This window comes from Pseudomonas sp. 86_A, assembly GCF_017491705.1.
Classification (GTDB): Bacteria; Pseudomonadota; Gammaproteobacteria; order Pseudomonadales; family Pseudomonadaceae; genus Aquipseudomonas; species Aquipseudomonas koreensis.
Genome location: NZ_JAFGYS010000008.1, coordinates 143,977 through 160,668 on the forward strand (window position 1 = coordinate 143,977; position 16,692 = coordinate 160,668).

Sequence of the window (16,692 nt, forward strand, 5' to 3'; positions counted from 1 at the left end):
TGCTGTCTACGATTCAACTTGCACCACCCCGGGCCGACAAACTGGCAATATCAAGCCTTTCGAAAGCGGAGATAACGGACATGTCCCTACGCACCCTGCTCACCACCCTGCTGCTCGGTTGCAGCCTCTCGGTGATGGCAGCCACAGAAATCGTGCCCCTCAAGTATCGCACCAGCGCCGACATGCTGCCCATGGCGCAAGACTTTCTCGGCAAGGACGGTCAGGTCAGCGCCTATGGCAACCAGCTGATCATCAAGGCCGAGCCGGACAAGATCCAGGAACTCAAAGCACTGGTGACCCAGCTCGACACCGCCCCCAAGCGCCTGCTGATCACCGTCGACACCAACGAAAACAACCAGCAGAACACCGGCGACCAACAGACCCGAATCATCAACTACAGCACCGCCAGCCGTGACGGCGGCATTCAGCAGATTCAAGCCAGTGAGGGCGCACCGGCGCTGATTCAGGTCGGCCAGAGCGTGCCGATCACCAGCAGCCAGAGCAATTCCTACGGCGATTACAGCAGCCAGACCCAATACCGCAACGTCACCCAGGGTTTCTACGTCACCGCCAGCGTCACCGGCGACATCGTTCACCTGGCGATCAGTACCAACCGTGACCGCATGAGCCAGGAACGTCCCGATGTAGTGAACGTGCAAAGTACCGACACAACGGTCAGCGGACGCCTCGGCGAATGGATCACCCTCGCCGGCATAAACCGTGAAACCCAGGCCGACAAACAGAGCCAGAGCCGCAGCTACTCGACTCAAGGCCGGGATGACATGACGTTGCGAGTGAAAGTCGACGCCTTGGACTAAAGCACCGAAAACTGACTGATTAGTCGTATTAGACGAAAGATGTAGTGCTTGAAAAAAAGCACTACAAAACGTTTGACGGGTTAAAAAAGCGAAGGCATGATGGCCTCGCTCCCGCTAATCAGAGGCCCTGGCAAGGGCCTTCGAAGCGATGTTCGCACCTACCCCGCGAACCGCTTCGTGTCTGTACCGCCCACAAGGTGTGTTTGACGAGGTTGCCGACTGGAACGAAGTTGTCCCGAGGGACGGAAGCGTAATTAGGTAACCCGGCTTCACGCTGTAGTTCGTATAAAGGCCCACGACGCCCGAATGCGCCCCGCAGTACGCCACTACCTGCTCACTTCCCCTCGAGCCCATCGTTCATCCCGTCGCCTACCCCGCCGAATCCGACTTGACCACCTAAGCTTCTGGTCAGCGAGCGCAGGAATTTTCCACCGCAGAACAACTTTTCATAAAGACGCGACGAGGTTTATCTCCATGGCACTGACACGCGAACAGCAAATTGCAGCCCTTGAAAAAGACTGGGCTGAAAACCCGCGCTGGAAAGGCGTGACTCGCACTTATTCCGCTGCTGACGTCGTCCGTCTGCGTGGCTCGGTTCAACCTGAGCACACCTTTGCGAAAATGGGCGCCGAGAAGCTGTGGAACCTGGTAACCCAGGGTGCCAAGCCGTCCTTCCGCCCAGAGAAAGATTTCGTCAACTGCATGGGCGCCCTGACTGGCGGCCAGGCTGTTCAGCAGGTCAAGGCCGGTATCCAGGCGATCTACCTGTCGGGCTGGCAAGTGGCTGCGGACAACAACTCCGCAGAATCCATGTACCCGGACCAGTCGCTGTACCCGGTGGACTCCGTGCCAACCGTGGTCAAGCGCATCAACAACTCGTTCCGTCGTGCTGACCAGATTCAGTGGAAAGCCGGCAAGAACCCGGGCGACGAAGGCTACATCGACTACTTCGCGCCAATCGTGGCTGACGCTGAAGCCGGTTTCGGCGGCGTTCTGAACGCCTACGAGCTGATGAAGAGCATGATCGAAGCAGGCGCCGCCGGCGTTCACTTCGAAGACCAACTGGCTTCCGTGAAGAAGTGCGGTCACATGGGCGGTAAAGTACTGGTTCCTACTCAGGAAGCCGTCCAGAAGCTGACCGCTGCTCGCTTGGCTGCAGACGTTGCCGGTACGCCGACCATCATTCTGGCCCGCACCGACGCCAACGCGGCTGACCTGCTGACTTCCGACTGCGACCCGTACGACCAGCCGTTCGTGACTGGCGAACGCACTCAGGAAGGTTTCTACAAGGTGCGTGCTGGTCTGGACCAGGCAATCGCCCGTGGTCTGGCTTACGCGCCGTACGCCGACCTGATCTGGTGCGAAACCGCCAAACCGGATCTGGAAGAAGCCCGTCGCTTCGCTGAAGCGATCAAGAAGGAATACCCGGACCAACTGCTGTCCTACAACTGCTCGCCTTCCTTCAACTGGAAGAAAAACCTGGACGACGCGACCATCGCCAAGTTCCAGCGCGAACTGTCCGCCATGGGCTACAAGCACCAGTTCATCACCCTGGCTGGCATTCACAACATGTGGCACAGCATGTTCAACCTGGCGCACGACTACGCCCGCAACGACATGACTGCCTACGTGAAGCTGCAGGAGCAGGAATTCGCTGACGCCGCCAAGGGTTACACCTTCGTGGCTCACCAGCAGGAAGTGGGCACCGGCTACTTCGACGACATGACCACAGTGATTCAAGGTGGCTCGTCTTCGGTGACCGCGCTGACCGGTTCGACCGAAGAAGAGCAGTTCCACTGATCTGCTTCGCCTGAGCAAACGGCCTTTGCGGATCGTATAGAAAGCTAACCGCAAAGCCGCAAGACTGACGCCCCGACTGGTTCGGGGCGTTTTTTTGCCTGCAGATTCCCTCTGTAGGAGCTGCCGAAGGCTGCGATCTTCTGTTTTCGGTTTGAAGATCAAAAGATCGCAGCCTTCGGCAGCTCCTACACGGTCGATGGGGCAAAACATTGATCCAGCACGGTATCCGCGTCACAAAAATCGGGTAAAACGGGCGCCACCGCTACTTGCAGTAACAGGCATATAAGACAACTTTCTGATTACTGCACCGCTAAACAGTTACAAAACCACTCCAAACGATATCAATTATCATTTAGCAGCAACTATGTTCGTTACATTTCCTACAAAACATAATTCGCAGAAACCCGGCTAATGCCCGCTACGCATGGGCTGCAGGGCATTGGAGGCGCGCTATGTCCTTATTCCAATAAATAATTTCGCTATAGGAATTTTACTTGCAGGGTGTTTAGCCATAAAATCAGCGCGATTGATTGCTGCGACATATCGTCACTGCCTTTTTCTTTATCAAGCTCAGAGACCTTTGCTCTCTGTTAAGGATTACCAGCATGCCCGAAGCGACAGGACTCATGGCCCACAACTGGGGCTTTGCCATTTTCCTTCTGGGTGTCGTCGGCCTGTGTGCCTTCATGCTTGGGGTCTCCAGCCTCCTCGGGTCAAAAGCCTGGGGCCGCAGCAAAAACGAACCGTTCGAGTCGGGCATGCTACCTACCGGTGGCGCCCGCTTGCGGCTCTCAGCCAAATTCTATCTGGTCGCGATGCTGTTCGTGATCTTCGATATCGAAGCCCTCTTTCTCTTTGCATGGTCTGTGTCCGTCCGCGAAAGCGGCTGGACCGGATTCGTCGAAGCTCTCGTTTTCATAGCAATTCTGTTGGCAGGTCTTGTCTACCTGTTCCGAGTGGGCGCCCTTGACTGGGCTCCGGAAGCTCGTCGCAAGCGGCAGGCGAAGCTGAAACAATGAGGCTTTGGCAATGCAATACAATCTCACCAGAATCGACCCCGATGCTCCTAACGAGCAGTATCCGATTGGCGAACGGGAAACCGTTTCCGATCCGTTAGAAGATCAAGTTCACAAAAACATTTTCATGGGCAAGCTCGAAGACGTGCTGAGTGGCGCGGTCAACTGGGGGCGTAAAAACTCCCTGTGGCCGTACAACTTCGGCCTTTCGTGCTGCTACGTGGAAATGACCACCGCCTTCACGGCGCCCCACGACATCGCGCGCTTTGGCGCCGAAGTTATCCGGGCATCACCGCGTCAGGCCGACTTCATGGTTATCGCCGGTACCTGCTTCATCAAGATGGCGCCGATCATCCAGCGTCTCTACGAGCAGATGCTCGAGCCGAAGTGGGTTATCTCCATGGGTTCGTGCGCCAACTCCGGTGGCATGTACGACATCTACTCCGTGGTTCAAGGGGTGGACAAGTTCCTGCCGGTGGACGTCTACGTACCTGGCTGCCCGCCCCGTCCAGAAGCATTTCTGCAAGGCTTGATGCTGTTGCAGGAATCGATTGGCCAGGAGCGTCGCCCACTGTCCTGGGTCGTTGGTGATCAAGGCGTTTATCGCGCCGACATGCCTTCGCAAAAGGAACAGCGCCGCGAACAGCGAATCGCAGTCACCAACCTGCGCAGCCCTGACGAAGTCTGATCCAGATCTGTTCTTACAAAGAAACGAGAAGCTGGCTTCATTCTTTACGTTGACCGAAAGCGAAAAAATAACCATGACTACAGGCAGCGCTCTGTACATCCCGCCTTATAAGGCAGACGACCAGGATGTGGTCGTCGAATTGAACAACCGTTTTGGCGCCGAAGCGTTCACCGCTCAGTCGACCCGCACCGGCATGCCGGTGCTGTGGGTGGCGCGCGCCAGACTCGTCGAAGTCCTGACCTTCCTGCGCAACCTGCCCAAGCCGTACGTCATGCTCTATGACCTGCACGGCGTGGACGAGCGTCTGCGCACCAAGCGTCAAGGGCTGCCATCCGGCGCCGACTTCACCGTGTTCTATCACCTCATGTCGCTTGAGCGTAATAGTGACGTGATGATCAAAGTCGCCTTGTCCGAAAGCGACCTGAGCTTGCCGACCGTCACCAGCATCTGGCCGAACGCCAACTGGTACGAGCGTGAAGTCTGGGACATGTACGGCATCGACTTCAAAGGCCACCCGCACCTGTCGCGCATCATGATGCCGCCGACCTGGGAAGGTCACCCGCTGCGCAAGGACTTCCCGGCGCGCGCCACCGAATTCGACCCGTTCAGCCTCAACCTCGCCAAGCAGCAGCTTGAGGAAGAAGCCGCGCGCTTCCGTCCTGAAGACTGGGGCATGAAGCGTTCCGGGGCCAACGAGGACTACATGTTCCTCAACCTGGGCCCGAACCACCCTTCGGCGCACGGTGCGTTCCGCATCATTCTGCAACTGGACGGTGAAGAGATCGTCGACTGCGTGCCGGACATCGGTTACCACCACCGTGGTGCCGAGAAGATGGCCGAGCGTCAGTCCTGGCACAGCTTCATTCCGTACACCGACCGTATCGATTACCTCGGCGGCGTGATGAACAACCTGCCGTACGTGCTCTCGGTCGAGAAGCTGGCCGGCATCAAGGTGCCCGAGAAGGTCGACGTCATCCGCATCATGATGGCCGAGTTCTTCCGGATCACCAGCCACCTGCTGTTCCTCGGGACCTACATCCAGGACGTCGGCGCCATGACCCCGGTGTTCTTCACCTTCACCGACCGCCAGAAGGCGTACACGGTGATCGAAGCCATTACCGGTTTCCGTCTGCACCCGGCCTGGTACCGCATCGGCGGCGTCGCCCACGACCTGCCGCGCGGCTGGGACAAACTGGTGAAAGACTTCGTCGAATGGCTGCCAAAACGCCTCGACGAATACACCAAGGCGGCCCTGCAAAACAGCATCCTCAAGGGTCGTACCATCGGCGTTGCCCAGTACAACACCAAAGAGGCCCTGGAATGGGGCGTCACCGGTGCCGGCCTGCGTTCGACCGGTTGCGACTTCGACCTGCGTAAAGCGCGCCCCTACTCCGGCTACGAGAACTTCGAGTTCGAAGTGCCACTGGCCGCCAACGGTGATGCCTACGACCGCTGCATGGTCCGCGTCGAAGAGATGCGCCAGAGCATCAAGATCATCGACCAGTGCCTGCGCAACATGCCGGAAGGCCCGTACAAGGCGGATCACCCGCTGACCACGCCGCCGCCGAAAGAGCGCACGCTGCAGCACATCGAAACCCTGATCACGCACTTCCTGCAAGTTTCGTGGGGCCCGGTCATGCCGGCCAACGAATCCTTCCAGATGATCGAAGCGACCAAGGGCATCAACAGTTATTACCTGACGAGCGACGGCGGCACCATGAGCTACCGTACCCGGATCCGTACTCCGAGCTTCCCGCACCTGCAGCAGATCCCTTCGGTGATCAAAGGCAGCATGGTCGCGGACTTGATTGCGTACCTGGGTAGTATCGACTTCGTTATGGCCGACGTGGACCGCTAAGCATGAACAGCACGCTTATCCAGACAGACCGTTTCACTTTGAGTGAAACCGAGCGCTCGGCCATCGAGCACGAGCTGCATCACTACGAAGACCCGCGCGCGGCGTCGATCGAAGCCCTGAAGATCGTTCAGAAAGAACGCGGCTGGGTGCCGGATGGCGCCCTGTACGCCATCGGCGAGATCCTCGGCATCCCGGCCAGCGACGTTGAAGGCGTGGCGACGTTTTACAGCCAGATCTTCCGTCAGCCGGTCGGCCGCCACATCATTCGCGTCTGCGACAGCATGGTCTGCTACATCGGCGGCCACGAGTCGGTGGTCAGCGAAATCCAGAACAATCTGGGCATCGGCCTGGGTCAGACCACCGCCGACGGTCGTTTCACCCTGCTGCCTGTCTGCTGCCTCGGCAACTGCGACAAGGCACCGGCGCTGATGATCGACGACGACACCTTTGGCGACGTGCAGCCTGCTGGCGTGGCCAAACTGCTCGAGGGCTACGTATGACCCTGACATCTTTCGGCCCGGCCAACCGCATCAAGCGTTCGGCCGAGACTCACCCGCTGACCTGGCGTCTGCGTGACGACGGCGAAGCCGTGTGGCTCGACGAATACCAGGCCAAGAACGGTTACGCCGCTGCGCGCAAAGCCTTCGCCGACATGGCTCAGGACGACATCGTCCAGACCGTGAAAGACGCCGGCCTGAAAGGTCGCGGCGGTGCCGGCTTCCCCACTGGCGTGAAGTGGGGCCTGATGCCCAAAGACGAATCCATCAACATCCGCTACCTGCTGTGCAACGCGGACGAGATGGAGCCGAACACCTGGAAAGACCGCATGCTGATGGAGCAACTGCCCCATCTGCTGATCGAAGGCATGCTGATCAGTGCCCGCGCACTGAAAACCTACCGTGGCTACATCTTCCTGCGTGGCGAGTACACCACCGCCGCCAAGCACCTCAACCGTGCCGTGGAAGAAGCCAAGGCAGCAGGCCTTTTGGGTAAAAACATTCTGGGCAGCGGCTTCGATTTCGAGCTGTTCGTCCACACCGGCGCCGGGCGTTACATCTGCGGTGAAGAAACCGCACTGATCAACTCCCTCGAAGGCCGCCGCGCCAACCCGCGCTCCAAGCCGCCCTTCCCTGCCGCCGTGGGCGTGTGGGGCAAGCCGACTTGCGTGAACAACGTTGAAACCCTGTGCAACGTGCCGGCGATCATTGCCGACGGCGTTGACTGGTACAAATCGTTGGCCCGCGAAGGCAGCGAAGACATGGGTACCAAGCTCATGGGCTTCTCCGGCAAGGTCAAGAACCCGGGCCTGTGGGAACTGCCATTCGGCGTCACCGCTCGCGAGCTGTTCGAAGACTACGCCGGCGGCATGCGCGACGGTTACAAGCTCAAGGCCTGGCAGCCAGGCGGTGCCGGTACCGGTTTCCTCTTGCCAGAACACCTCGACGCCCAAATGTACGCCGGCGGCATCGCCAAAGTGGGCACCCGGATGGGTACCGGCCTGGCCATGGCGGTGGACGACAGCGTCAACATGGTGTCGCTGCTGCGCAACATGGAGCAGTTCTTCGCCCGCGAATCCTGCGGCTTCTGCACCCCGTGCCGTGATGGCCTGCCATGGAGCGTCAAGCTCTTGATGGCCATCGAAGAAGGCCGCGGTCAGCCAGGCGACATCGAGACCCTGCTGGGTCTGGTCGGCTTCCTCGGCCCAGGCAAGACCTTCTGTGCTCACGCACCGGGTGCCGTGGAGCCGTTGGGCAGTGCCATCAAATACTTCCGTCCAGAGTTCGAAGCCGGTATCGCGCCCGCAAGCGCCGCCGTCCCGCCTCTGGCAAGGCCGATCGTAGTCGGCGCGTAAACGCTTAAAAAGGCGAAGGGTCCGTGCCCTTCGCCTTTCGTCCGATGACGCCTTTCGGGGCTGACTGGATTCGGACGAATAACAAGATTCCATTAGCCACGCCCGCTGACACCGGGCCAACGAAGACCTTTGAACCATGGCCACTATCCACGTAGACGGCAAAGCGCTCGAAGTCGACGGGGCAGACAACCTGTTACAGGCATGTCTGTCGCTGGGCCTCGACATCCCTTATTTCTGCTGGCACCCCGCGCTTGGTAGCGTCGGGGCCTGCCGCCAGTGCGCGGTCAAGCAGTACACCGATGAGAACGACACCCGTGGTCGCATCGTCATGTCGTGCATGACCCCTGCCACCGACAACACCTGGATCTCCATCGACGATGAAGAATCCAAGGCATTCCGCGCCAGTGTTGTCGAATGGCTGATGACCAACCACCCGCACGACTGCCCTGTGTGCGAAGAAGGCGGTCACTGCCACCTGCAAGACATGACCGTGATGACCGGCCACAACGAGCGCCGTTATCGCTTCACCAAACGCACCCACCAGAACCAGCAACTGGGCCCGTTCATTTCCCACGAAATGAACCGCTGCATCGCCTGCTACCGCTGCGTGCGTTTCTACAAGGATTACGCTGGCGGCACCGACCTCGGTGTATTCGGCGCCCACGACAACGTGTACTTCGGTCGCGTTGAAGACGGCACCCTCGAAAGCGAGTTCTCCGGCAACCTCACCGAGGTCTGCCCGACCGGTGTGTTCACCGACAAGACTCACTCCGAGCGCTACAACCGCAAGTGGGACATGCAGTTCTCGCCGAGCATCTGCCATGGCTGCTCCAGCGGTTGCAACATCTCCCCGGGTGAGCGTTACGGCGAACTGCGTCGCATCGAAAACCGTTTCAACGGTTCGGTGAACCAGTACTTCCTGTGCGACCGTGGCCGTTTCGGTTATGGCTACGTCAACCGCACCGACCGTCCACGTCAGCCGATGCTGGCCGACGGCACCAAGCTGGGCTTGGATCAGGCACTGGACAAGGCGGCCGATCTGCTGCGCGGTCGCAACATCGTCGGTATCGGTTCGCCGCGTGCCAGCCTCGAAAGCAACTATGCGTTGCGCGAACTGGTCGGCGCCGAGCACTTCTACTCCGGTATCGAAGCCTCCGAGCTGGAGCGCATCCGTCTGGTCCTGCAAGTGCTCAAAGAAAGCCCGCTGCCCGTGCCGAACATGCGCGACATCGAAGACCACGACGCCATCTTCGTCCTCGGTGAAGACCTGACCCAGACTGCCGCGCGTATGGCGCTGTCCCTGCGTCAGTCGGTCAAGGGCAAAGCTGAAGACATGGCCGAAGCCATGCGCGTTCAGCCTTGGCTCGACGCCGCCGTGAAGAACATCGGTCAGCACGAACTGAACCCGCTGTTCATCGCCAGCCTGGCGGAAACCAAGCTCGACGACATCGCCGAAGAGTGCGTTCACGCCGCTCCGGACGATCTGGCGCGCATCGGCTTCGCCGTGGCCCACGCACTGGATGCCAGCGCACCGGCCGTTGAAGGTCTGGATGCCGAAGCACTGGAACTGGCCAAGCGCATCGCCGACGCCCTGCTCGCGGCCAAACGTCCGCTGATCATCGCCGGTACTTCGCTGGGCTCCAAAGCGCTGATCGAGGCGGCGGCAAACATTGCCAAGGCCTTGAAGCTGCGCGAGAAGAACGGTTCGATCAGCCTGATCGTGCCGGAAGCCAACAGCCTCGGCCTGGCCATGCTCGGTGGCGAATCGGTCGACGCGGCGCTGCAAGCCGTGATCGATGGCAAGGCCGACGCCATCGTCGTGCTGGAAAACGATCTGTACACCCGCACCTCGAAAGCCAAGGTCGATGCGGCCCTGAACGCTGCGAAAGTGGTGATCGTTGCCGACCACCAGAAAACCGCCACCAGCGACCGCGCGCACCTGGTTCTGCCAGCGGCGAGCTTCGCTGAAGGCGACGGTACGCTGGTCAGCCAGGAAGGTCGCGCCCAGCGCTTCTTCCAGGTTTTCGATCCGCAATACATGGATGCAAGCATCCTGGTTCACGAAGGCTGGCGCTGGCTGCACGCCCTGCGCTCGACCCTGCTGAACCAGCCGATCGACTGGACGCAACTCGACCACGTCACCGCTGCCGTGGCTTCGAGCACCGAGCAACTGGCGCGCATCGTTGATGCTGCTCCGTCTGCCGCGTTCCGTATCAAGGGTCTGAAACTGGCGCGTGAGCCGCTGCGTTATTCCGGTCGCACCGCGATGCGCGCCGACATCAGCGTTCACGAACCGCGCACCCCGCAAGACAAAGACACCGCGTTCGCCTTCTCCATGGAAGGTTACTCGGGCTCGGCCGAACCGCGTCAGCAGGTGCCATTCGCCTGGTCGCCGGGCTGGAACTCGCCACAAGCGTGGAACAAGTTCCAGGACGAAGTCGGTGGTCACCTGCGTGCTGGCGACCCGGGCACCCGCCTGATCGAAAGCACTGGCGATTCGCTGAACTGGTTCGCTGCCGCACCGCGCGCCTTTAACCCGGCGCCGGGCACCTGGCAGGCCGTGCCGTTCTACCACCTGTTCGGCAGCGACGAAAACTCGTCGAAAGCCGCGCCGGTGCAAGAGCGCATCCCGGCTCCGTACGTTGCCCTGGCCAAATCCGAAGCGGATCGTCTGGGCGTCAACGACGGTGCCCTGCTGAGCCTGAACGTGGCCGGGCAGACCCTGCGTCTGCCGCTGCGCATCAATGAAGAACTGGGCGCTGGTCTGGTGGCCTTGCCTGCGGGCATCGCCGGCATTCCACCGGCATTCGCCGGCCTGTCCGTCGACGGTCTGCAGGAGGCAGCGCAATGACCTGGTTCACCCCTGAAGTGATCGATGTGATCCTGACGGTCATCAAAGCCATCGTGATTCTGCTGGCCGTTGTGGTCGCAGGCGCGTTGCTCAGCTTTGTCGAACGTCGCCTGCTGGGCTGGTGGCAGGACCGTTACGGTCCGAACCGCGTGGGCCCGTTCGGCATGTTCCAGATCGCCGCCGACATGCTGAAGATGTTCTTCAAGGAAGACTGGACCCCGCCGTTTGCCGACAAGGTGATCTTCACCCTGGCACCGGTGGTCGCCATGTCCGCCCTGCTGATCGCGTTTGCGATCATCCCGATCACCCCGACCTGGGGTGTGGCGGATCTGAACATCGGCCTGCTGTTCTTCTTCGCCATGGCCGGTCTGTCGGTCTACGCGGTACTGTTCGCCGGCTGGTCGAGTAACAACAAGTTCGCCCTGCTCGGCAGCTTGCGTGCCTCGGCGCAGACGGTGTCCTACGAAGTGTTCATGGGCCTGTCCCTGATGGGCATCGTGGTGCAGGTCGGCTCGTTCAACATGCGCGACATCGTCGAGTACCAGGCGCAGAACCTGTGGTTCATCATTCCGCAGTTCTTCGGCTTCTGTACCTTCTTCATCGCGGGCGTCGCCGTGACTCACCGTCACCCGTTCGACCAGCCGGAAGCGGAACAGGAACTGGCAGACGGTTACCACATTGAATACGCCGGTATGAAATGGGGCATGTTCTTCGTCGGTGAATACATCGGCATCATCCTGATCTCGGCGCTGCTGGTCACCCTGTTCTTCGGTGGCTGGCACGGTCCGTTCGGCATCCTGCCGCAACTGTCCTTCGTCTGGTTCGCACTGAAGACCGCGTTCTTCATCATGCTGTTCATCCTGCTGCGCGCTTCCATTCCGCGTCCGCGTTATGACCAGGTGATGGATTTCAGCTGGAAATTCTGCCTGCCACTGACCCTGATCAATTTGCTGATAACCGCTGCGGTTGTGTTGTGGAACACACCTGCGGTTGCGGTTCAGTGAGGATTTGACCCATGTTCAAATATATTGGCTACATCGTTAAGGGTACCGGTACCCAGTTGCGCAGCCTGGTCATGGTCTTCGGCCACGGCTTTCGCAAGCGCGACACCCTGCAATACCCGGAAGAAGCGGTCTACCTGCCACCACGCTACCGTGGCCGCATCGTCCTCACCCGTGACCCCGATGGCGAAGAGCGTTGCGTAGCCTGCAACCTGTGCGCCGTGGCTTGCCCGGTGGGTTGCATCTCGCTGCAGAAAGCTGAAACCGAAGACGGTCGCTGGTACCCGGACTTCTTCCGTATCAACTTCTCGCGCTGCATTTTCTGCGGTCTCTGCGAGGAAGCCTGTCCGACCACCGCAATCCAGCTGACTCCGGATTTCGAGATGGCCGAGTTCAAACGTCAGGACCTGGTGTACGAGAAAGAAGATCTGCTGATCTCCGGCCCCGGCAAAAACCCTGATTACAACTTCTATCGTGTTGCAGGTATGGCAATCGCTGGCAAGCCGAAAGGCGCTGCGCAGAACGAAGCCGAACCGATCAACGTGAAGAGCTTGCTGCCTTAAGGAAGAACGATGGAATTCGCTTTCTATTTCGCATCGGGTATCGCGGTTGTGTCCACGCTACGTGTGGTCACCAACACCAACCCTGTGCACGCCCTGCTCTACCTGATCATCTCGTTGATCGCCGTGGCCATGACCTTCTTCGCACTCGGCGCACCGTTTGCCGGCGTGCTGGAAGTGATCGCCTACGCCGGCGCCATCATGGTGCTGTTCGTGTTCGTGGTGATGATGCTGAACCTGGGTCCCGCCTCGGTTCAGCAAGAACGCACCTGGCTCAAGCCCGGCATTTGGGCAGGCCCGGTGATTCTCGCCGCCCTGCTGCTGGCCGAACTGCTGTATGTGCTGTTCGCTCACCAGAGCGGTCAGGCCATCGGCCACACCACCGTCGATGCAAAAGCCGTGGGCGTCAGCCTGTTCGGCCCGTATCTGCTGGTGGTCGAACTCGCCTCGATGCTGCTGCTCGCCGCAGCCGTCACGGCGTTCCATTTGGGCCGTAACGAGGCGAAGGAGTAAGACATGCCTGCTATCCCTCTCGAACATGGTCTGGCGGTTGCCGGCATCCTGTTCTGCCTTGGTCTGGTCGGCCTGATGGTCCGCCGCAACATTTTGTTCGTGTTGATGAGTCTGGAAGTGATGATGAACGCCTCTGCACTGGCCTTCATCGTTGCAGGCGCCCGTTGGGGCCAGCCGGATGGACAGATCATGTTCATCCTGGTGATCAGCCTGGCAGCCGCCGAGGCCAGTATTGGTCTGGCGATCCTGCTGCAACTGTATCGCCGCTTCCACACGCTCGATATCGACGCTGCCAGTGAGATGCGCGGATGAATCTTATCTTTCTGACTTTCGTATTCCCTCTGATCGGTTTCCTGCTGCTGTCGTTCTCCCGTGGACGCTGGTCGGAAAACCTCTCGGCGCTGATCGGCGTGGGTTCCATTGGCTTGTCGGCGATTGTCGCCGCCTACGTCATCTGGCAATTCAACGTCGCGCCTCCCGAAGGCGGTCACTACACCCTGGTGCTGTGGAAGTGGATGGCGGTCGAAGGCTTCAAGCCTGACTTCGCCCTCTACGTCGACGGCCTGTCGATCACCATGCTCGGCGTGGTGGTGGGTGTGGGTTTCCTGATCCACCTGTTCGCGTCTTGGTACATGCGCGGCGAAGCGGGCTACTCGCGCTTCTTCTCGTACACCAACCTGTTTATCGCCAGCATGCTGTTCCTGGTCCTGGGCGATAACCTGTTGTTCCTGTACTTCGGCTGGGAAGGCGTAGGCCTGTGCTCGTACCTGTTGATCGGTTTCTACTACAGCAACCGCAACAACGGTAACGCCGCACTCAAGGCCTTCATCGTGACCCGGATCGGCGACGTGTTCATGGCCATCGGCCTGTTCATCCTGTTCCAGCAAGTGGGCACGTTGAACATCCAGGAACTGCTGGTGCTGGCACCGCAGAAATTCCAGGTCGGCGACTTCTGGATCACCCTGGCGACCCTGATGCTGCTGGGTGGTGCGGTCGGTAAATCGGCGCAACTGCCACTGCAAACCTGGCTCGCGGACGCGATGGCCGGTCCGACCCCGGTGTCGGCACTGATCCACGCTGCAACCATGGTGACCGCTGGCGTCTACCTGATCGCCCGTACCCACGGTCTGTTCACCCTGGCGCCGGAAATCCTGCACTTGGTCGGCATCGTCGGTGGTGTGACTCTGGTACTGGCCGGTTTCGCCGCGCTGGTACAAACCGACATCAAACGTATCCTCGCCTACTCGACCATGAGCCAGATCGGCTACATGTTCCTGGCGCTGGGCGTTGGTGCCTGGGATGGCGCGATTTTCCACCTGATGACCCACGCCTTCTTCAAGGCCCTGCTGTTCCTTGCTTCCGGTGCGGTGATCGTTGCCTGCCACCACGAGCAGAACATCTTCAAGATGGGCGGTCTGTGGAAGAAACTGCCACTGGCCTACGCCAGCTTCATCGTCGGTGGTGCCGCCCTGGCTGCCCTGCCACTGGTGACCGCAGGTTTCTACTCCAAGGACGAAATCCTCTGGGAAGCGTTCGCCAGCGGCAACCACGGTCTGCTCTACGCAGGTCTGGTCGGCGCGTTCATGACTTCGCTGTACACCTTCCGCCTGATCTTCATCACGTTCCACGGTGAAGCCAAGACCGAAGCCCACGCCGGTCACGGCATCGCTCACTGGCTGCCACTGTCGGTGCTGATCGTGCTGTCGACCTTCATCGGCGCGATGATCGTTCCACCGCTGCACGGCGTCCTGCCGGAAAGCGTCGGGCATGCCGGTGGCGAAGCCAAGCACAGTCTGGAAATCGCTTCGGGCGCCATCGCCCTGGCCGGTATCCTGCTGGCGGCCCTGCTGTTCCTTGGCAAGCGTCGCTTCGTGACGGCAATCGCCAACAGCGGCATCGGCCGTTTCCTTTCGGCCTGGTGGTTCGCTGCCTGGGGCTTCGACTGGATCTACGACAAACTGTTCGTCAAGCCGTACCTTGCGATCAGCCATGTACTGCGCAAAGACCCGCTCGACCAGACCATCGGTCTGATCCCGCGTATGGCCAAGGGGGGTCACACCGCCCTGAGCCGTACCGAGACCGGTCAACTGCGTTGGTATGCCGCCTCGATGGCTGCTGGTGCCGTGCTGGTAATCGGCGCCATCGTGCTGGTAGCGGTCTGATATGAACCTTGCGAATTTGCGAAAGGAAACGAGCCCGTCATGATTCTGCCTTGGCTAATCCTGATCCCCTTCATCGGCGGCCTGCTGTGCTGGATGGGTGAGCGCTTCGGCGCTACCCTCCCCCGCTGGATTGCGCTGTTGACCATGACCCTGGAACTCGCCCTCGGCCTCTGGCTGTGGGCCCACGGTGACTATTCATTTGCTCCGGCGCCTGGCGCCGATCCGACCTGGGCGCTTGAGTTCAAGCACGTCTGGATCCAGCGCTTCGGCATCAACGTGCACCTGGCCCTCGACGGCCTGTCGCTGTTGATGATCCTGCTGACCGGCCTGCTGGGTATCCTCTCGGTACTGTGCTCGTGGAAAGAGATTCAACGTCACGTTGGCTTCTTCCACCTGAACCTGATGTGGATCCTGGGCGGCGTCGTCGGCGTGTTCCTTGCCCTCGACCTGTTCATGTTCTTCTTCTTCTGGGAAATGATGCTGGTGCCGATGTACTTCCTCATCGCGCTCTGGGGTCACAGTTCTTCGGACGGCAAGAAAACCCGGATCTACGCAGCGACCAAGTTCTTCATCTTCACTCAGGCTTCCGGCCTGATCATGCTGGTGGCGATCCTCGGTCTGGTACTGGTCAACTTCAACAACACCGGCGTGATTACCTTCAACTACGCCGACCTGTTGAAGACCAAGATGTCGATGACCACCGAGTACATTCTGATGCTCGGCTTCTTCATCGCCTTCGCGGTCAAGCTGCCAGTGGTGCCGTTCCACTCGTGGTTGCCTGACGCTCACGCCCAGGCCCCGACTGCCGGTTCCGTCGACCTCGCCGGTATCCTGCTGAAAACCGCTGCCTACGGCCTGCTGCGTTTCGCCCTGCCGCTGTTCCCGAATGCGTCGGCCGAGTTCGCGCCGATCGCCATGACCCTCGGTCTGATCGGGATCTTCTACGGCGCGTTCCTCGCTTTCGCGCAAACCGACATCAAGCGTCTGATCGCCTTCTCGTCCGTTTCCCACATGGGCTTCGTACTGATCGGCATCTACTCCGGCAGCCAACTGGCGCTGCAAGGTGCAGTGATCCAGATGCTGGCGCACGGTCTGTCGGCCGCAGCACTGTTTATCCTCAGCGGTCAGCTGTACGAGCGTCTGCATACCCGTGACATGCGTGAGATGGGCGGTCTGTGGTCGCGTATCGCTTACCTGCCGGCGATCAGCCTGTTCTTCGCAGCCGCCTCTCTGGGTCTGCCGGGCACCGGTAACTTTGTCGGCGAGTTCCTGATCCTGATCGGCACCTTCGCCAGTGCGCCATGGATCACCGCGATTGCCACCTCCGGTCTGGTGTTCGGTTCGGTCTACTCGCTGATCATGATCCACCGTGCCTACTTCGGTCCGTCCAAATCGGATTCGATCCTGCACGGCATGGACGGTCGCGAACTGATCATGGTGCTGGGCCTTGCGGTGCTGCTGATTTACCTCGGCGTCTACCCGCAACCGTTCCTCGACACTTCCGCCGCCACGATGCATGGCGTGCAGCAGTGGCTCGGCACCGCCTTCACTCAACTCGCTTCGGCCCGGTAAG

Annotated in this window: 14 protein-coding genes; all 14 read left to right on the top strand. The window is 60.1% G+C overall.

Features of this window, described 5'->3' with window-relative positions:
• Window positions 1–80: 80 nt before the first annotated feature.
• A complete protein-coding gene (locus tag J5M57_RS14065) occupies window positions 81–818 on the top strand; it encodes a secretin N-terminal domain-containing protein (protein ID WP_064587000.1) in 738 nt (245 codons plus the stop codon).
• Window positions 819–1,292: 474 nt separating this feature from the next.
• A complete protein-coding gene (aceA, locus tag J5M57_RS14070; RefSeq protein ID WP_003223815.1) occupies window positions 1,293–2,618 on the top strand; it encodes an isocitrate lyase in 1,326 nt (441 codons plus the stop codon).
• 605 nt (window positions 2,619–3,223) lie between these two features.
• Complete coding sequence (locus J5M57_RS14075) at window positions 3,224–3,637, top strand: NADH-quinone oxidoreductase subunit A (protein ID WP_003223812.1); 414 nt, start codon at window positions 3,224–3,226, stop codon at window positions 3,635–3,637.
• A 10-nt stretch (window positions 3,638–3,647) separates the two neighbouring features.
• A complete protein-coding gene (locus tag J5M57_RS14080) occupies window positions 3,648–4,322 on the top strand; it encodes an NADH-quinone oxidoreductase subunit B (RefSeq protein WP_003223809.1) in 675 nt (224 codons plus the stop codon).
• A 73-nt stretch (window positions 4,323–4,395) separates the two neighbouring features.
• Window positions 4,396–6,180, top strand: coding sequence for an NADH-quinone oxidoreductase subunit C/D (nuoC, locus tag J5M57_RS14085; RefSeq protein WP_007964852.1), 1,785 nt, complete (start codon window positions 4,396–4,398; stop codon window positions 6,178–6,180).
• A gap of 2 nt (window positions 6,181–6,182) precedes the next feature.
• On the top strand, window positions 6,183–6,680 hold the full coding sequence (gene nuoE / locus J5M57_RS14090) for an NADH-quinone oxidoreductase subunit NuoE (protein WP_003223804.1): 498 nt from the start codon (window positions 6,183–6,185) through the stop codon (window positions 6,678–6,680).
• Window positions 6,677–8,032: an NADH-quinone oxidoreductase subunit NuoF gene (gene nuoF / locus J5M57_RS14095; RefSeq protein ID WP_064586999.1), complete on the top strand. Its 1,356-nt coding sequence runs from the start codon at window positions 6,677–6,679 to the stop codon at window positions 8,030–8,032. The genes nuoE and nuoF overlap by 4 nt, the downstream gene beginning before the upstream one ends.
• Window positions 8,033–8,168: 136 nt before the next feature.
• Window positions 8,169–10,883 carry an NADH-quinone oxidoreductase subunit NuoG gene (nuoG, locus tag J5M57_RS14100; protein ID WP_207849642.1) on the top strand — a complete coding sequence of 905 codons (2,715 nt, stop codon included), beginning with the start codon at window positions 8,169–8,171 and terminating at the stop codon, window positions 10,881–10,883.
• Window positions 10,880–11,887 carry an NADH-quinone oxidoreductase subunit NuoH gene (nuoH, locus tag J5M57_RS14105; protein WP_003223797.1) on the top strand — a complete coding sequence of 336 codons (1,008 nt, stop codon included), beginning with the start codon at window positions 10,880–10,882 and terminating at the stop codon, window positions 11,885–11,887. Before nuoG ends, nuoH begins: the two co-directional genes overlap by 4 nt.
• A gap of 11 nt (window positions 11,888–11,898) precedes the next feature.
• Window positions 11,899–12,447, top strand: coding sequence for an NADH-quinone oxidoreductase subunit NuoI (gene nuoI / locus J5M57_RS14110; RefSeq protein WP_207849643.1), 549 nt, complete (start codon window positions 11,899–11,901; stop codon window positions 12,445–12,447).
• Window positions 12,448–12,456: 9 nt separating this feature from the next.
• Window positions 12,457–12,957, top strand: coding sequence for an NADH-quinone oxidoreductase subunit J (nuoJ, locus tag J5M57_RS14115; RefSeq protein WP_003223793.1), 501 nt, complete (start codon window positions 12,457–12,459; stop codon window positions 12,955–12,957).
• 3 nt (window positions 12,958–12,960) lie between these two features.
• Window positions 12,961–13,269, top strand: a complete 309-nt coding sequence (nuoK, locus tag J5M57_RS14120) for an NADH-quinone oxidoreductase subunit NuoK (RefSeq protein WP_003223790.1) — start codon at window positions 12,961–12,963, stop codon at window positions 13,267–13,269.
• On the top strand, window positions 13,266–15,119 hold the full coding sequence (gene nuoL / locus J5M57_RS14125) for an NADH-quinone oxidoreductase subunit L (protein ID WP_207849644.1): 1,854 nt from the start codon (window positions 13,266–13,268) through the stop codon (window positions 15,117–15,119). The genes nuoK and nuoL overlap by 4 nt, the downstream gene beginning before the upstream one ends.
• A 39-nt stretch (window positions 15,120–15,158) precedes the next feature.
• The gene (gene nuoM, locus J5M57_RS14130) at window positions 15,159–16,691 is read left to right on the top strand and encodes an NADH-quinone oxidoreductase subunit M (RefSeq protein WP_003223785.1); all 1,533 of its coding nucleotides are present in this window, start codon (window positions 15,159–15,161) and stop codon (window positions 16,689–16,691) included.
• Window position 16,692: the final 1 nt, after the last annotated feature.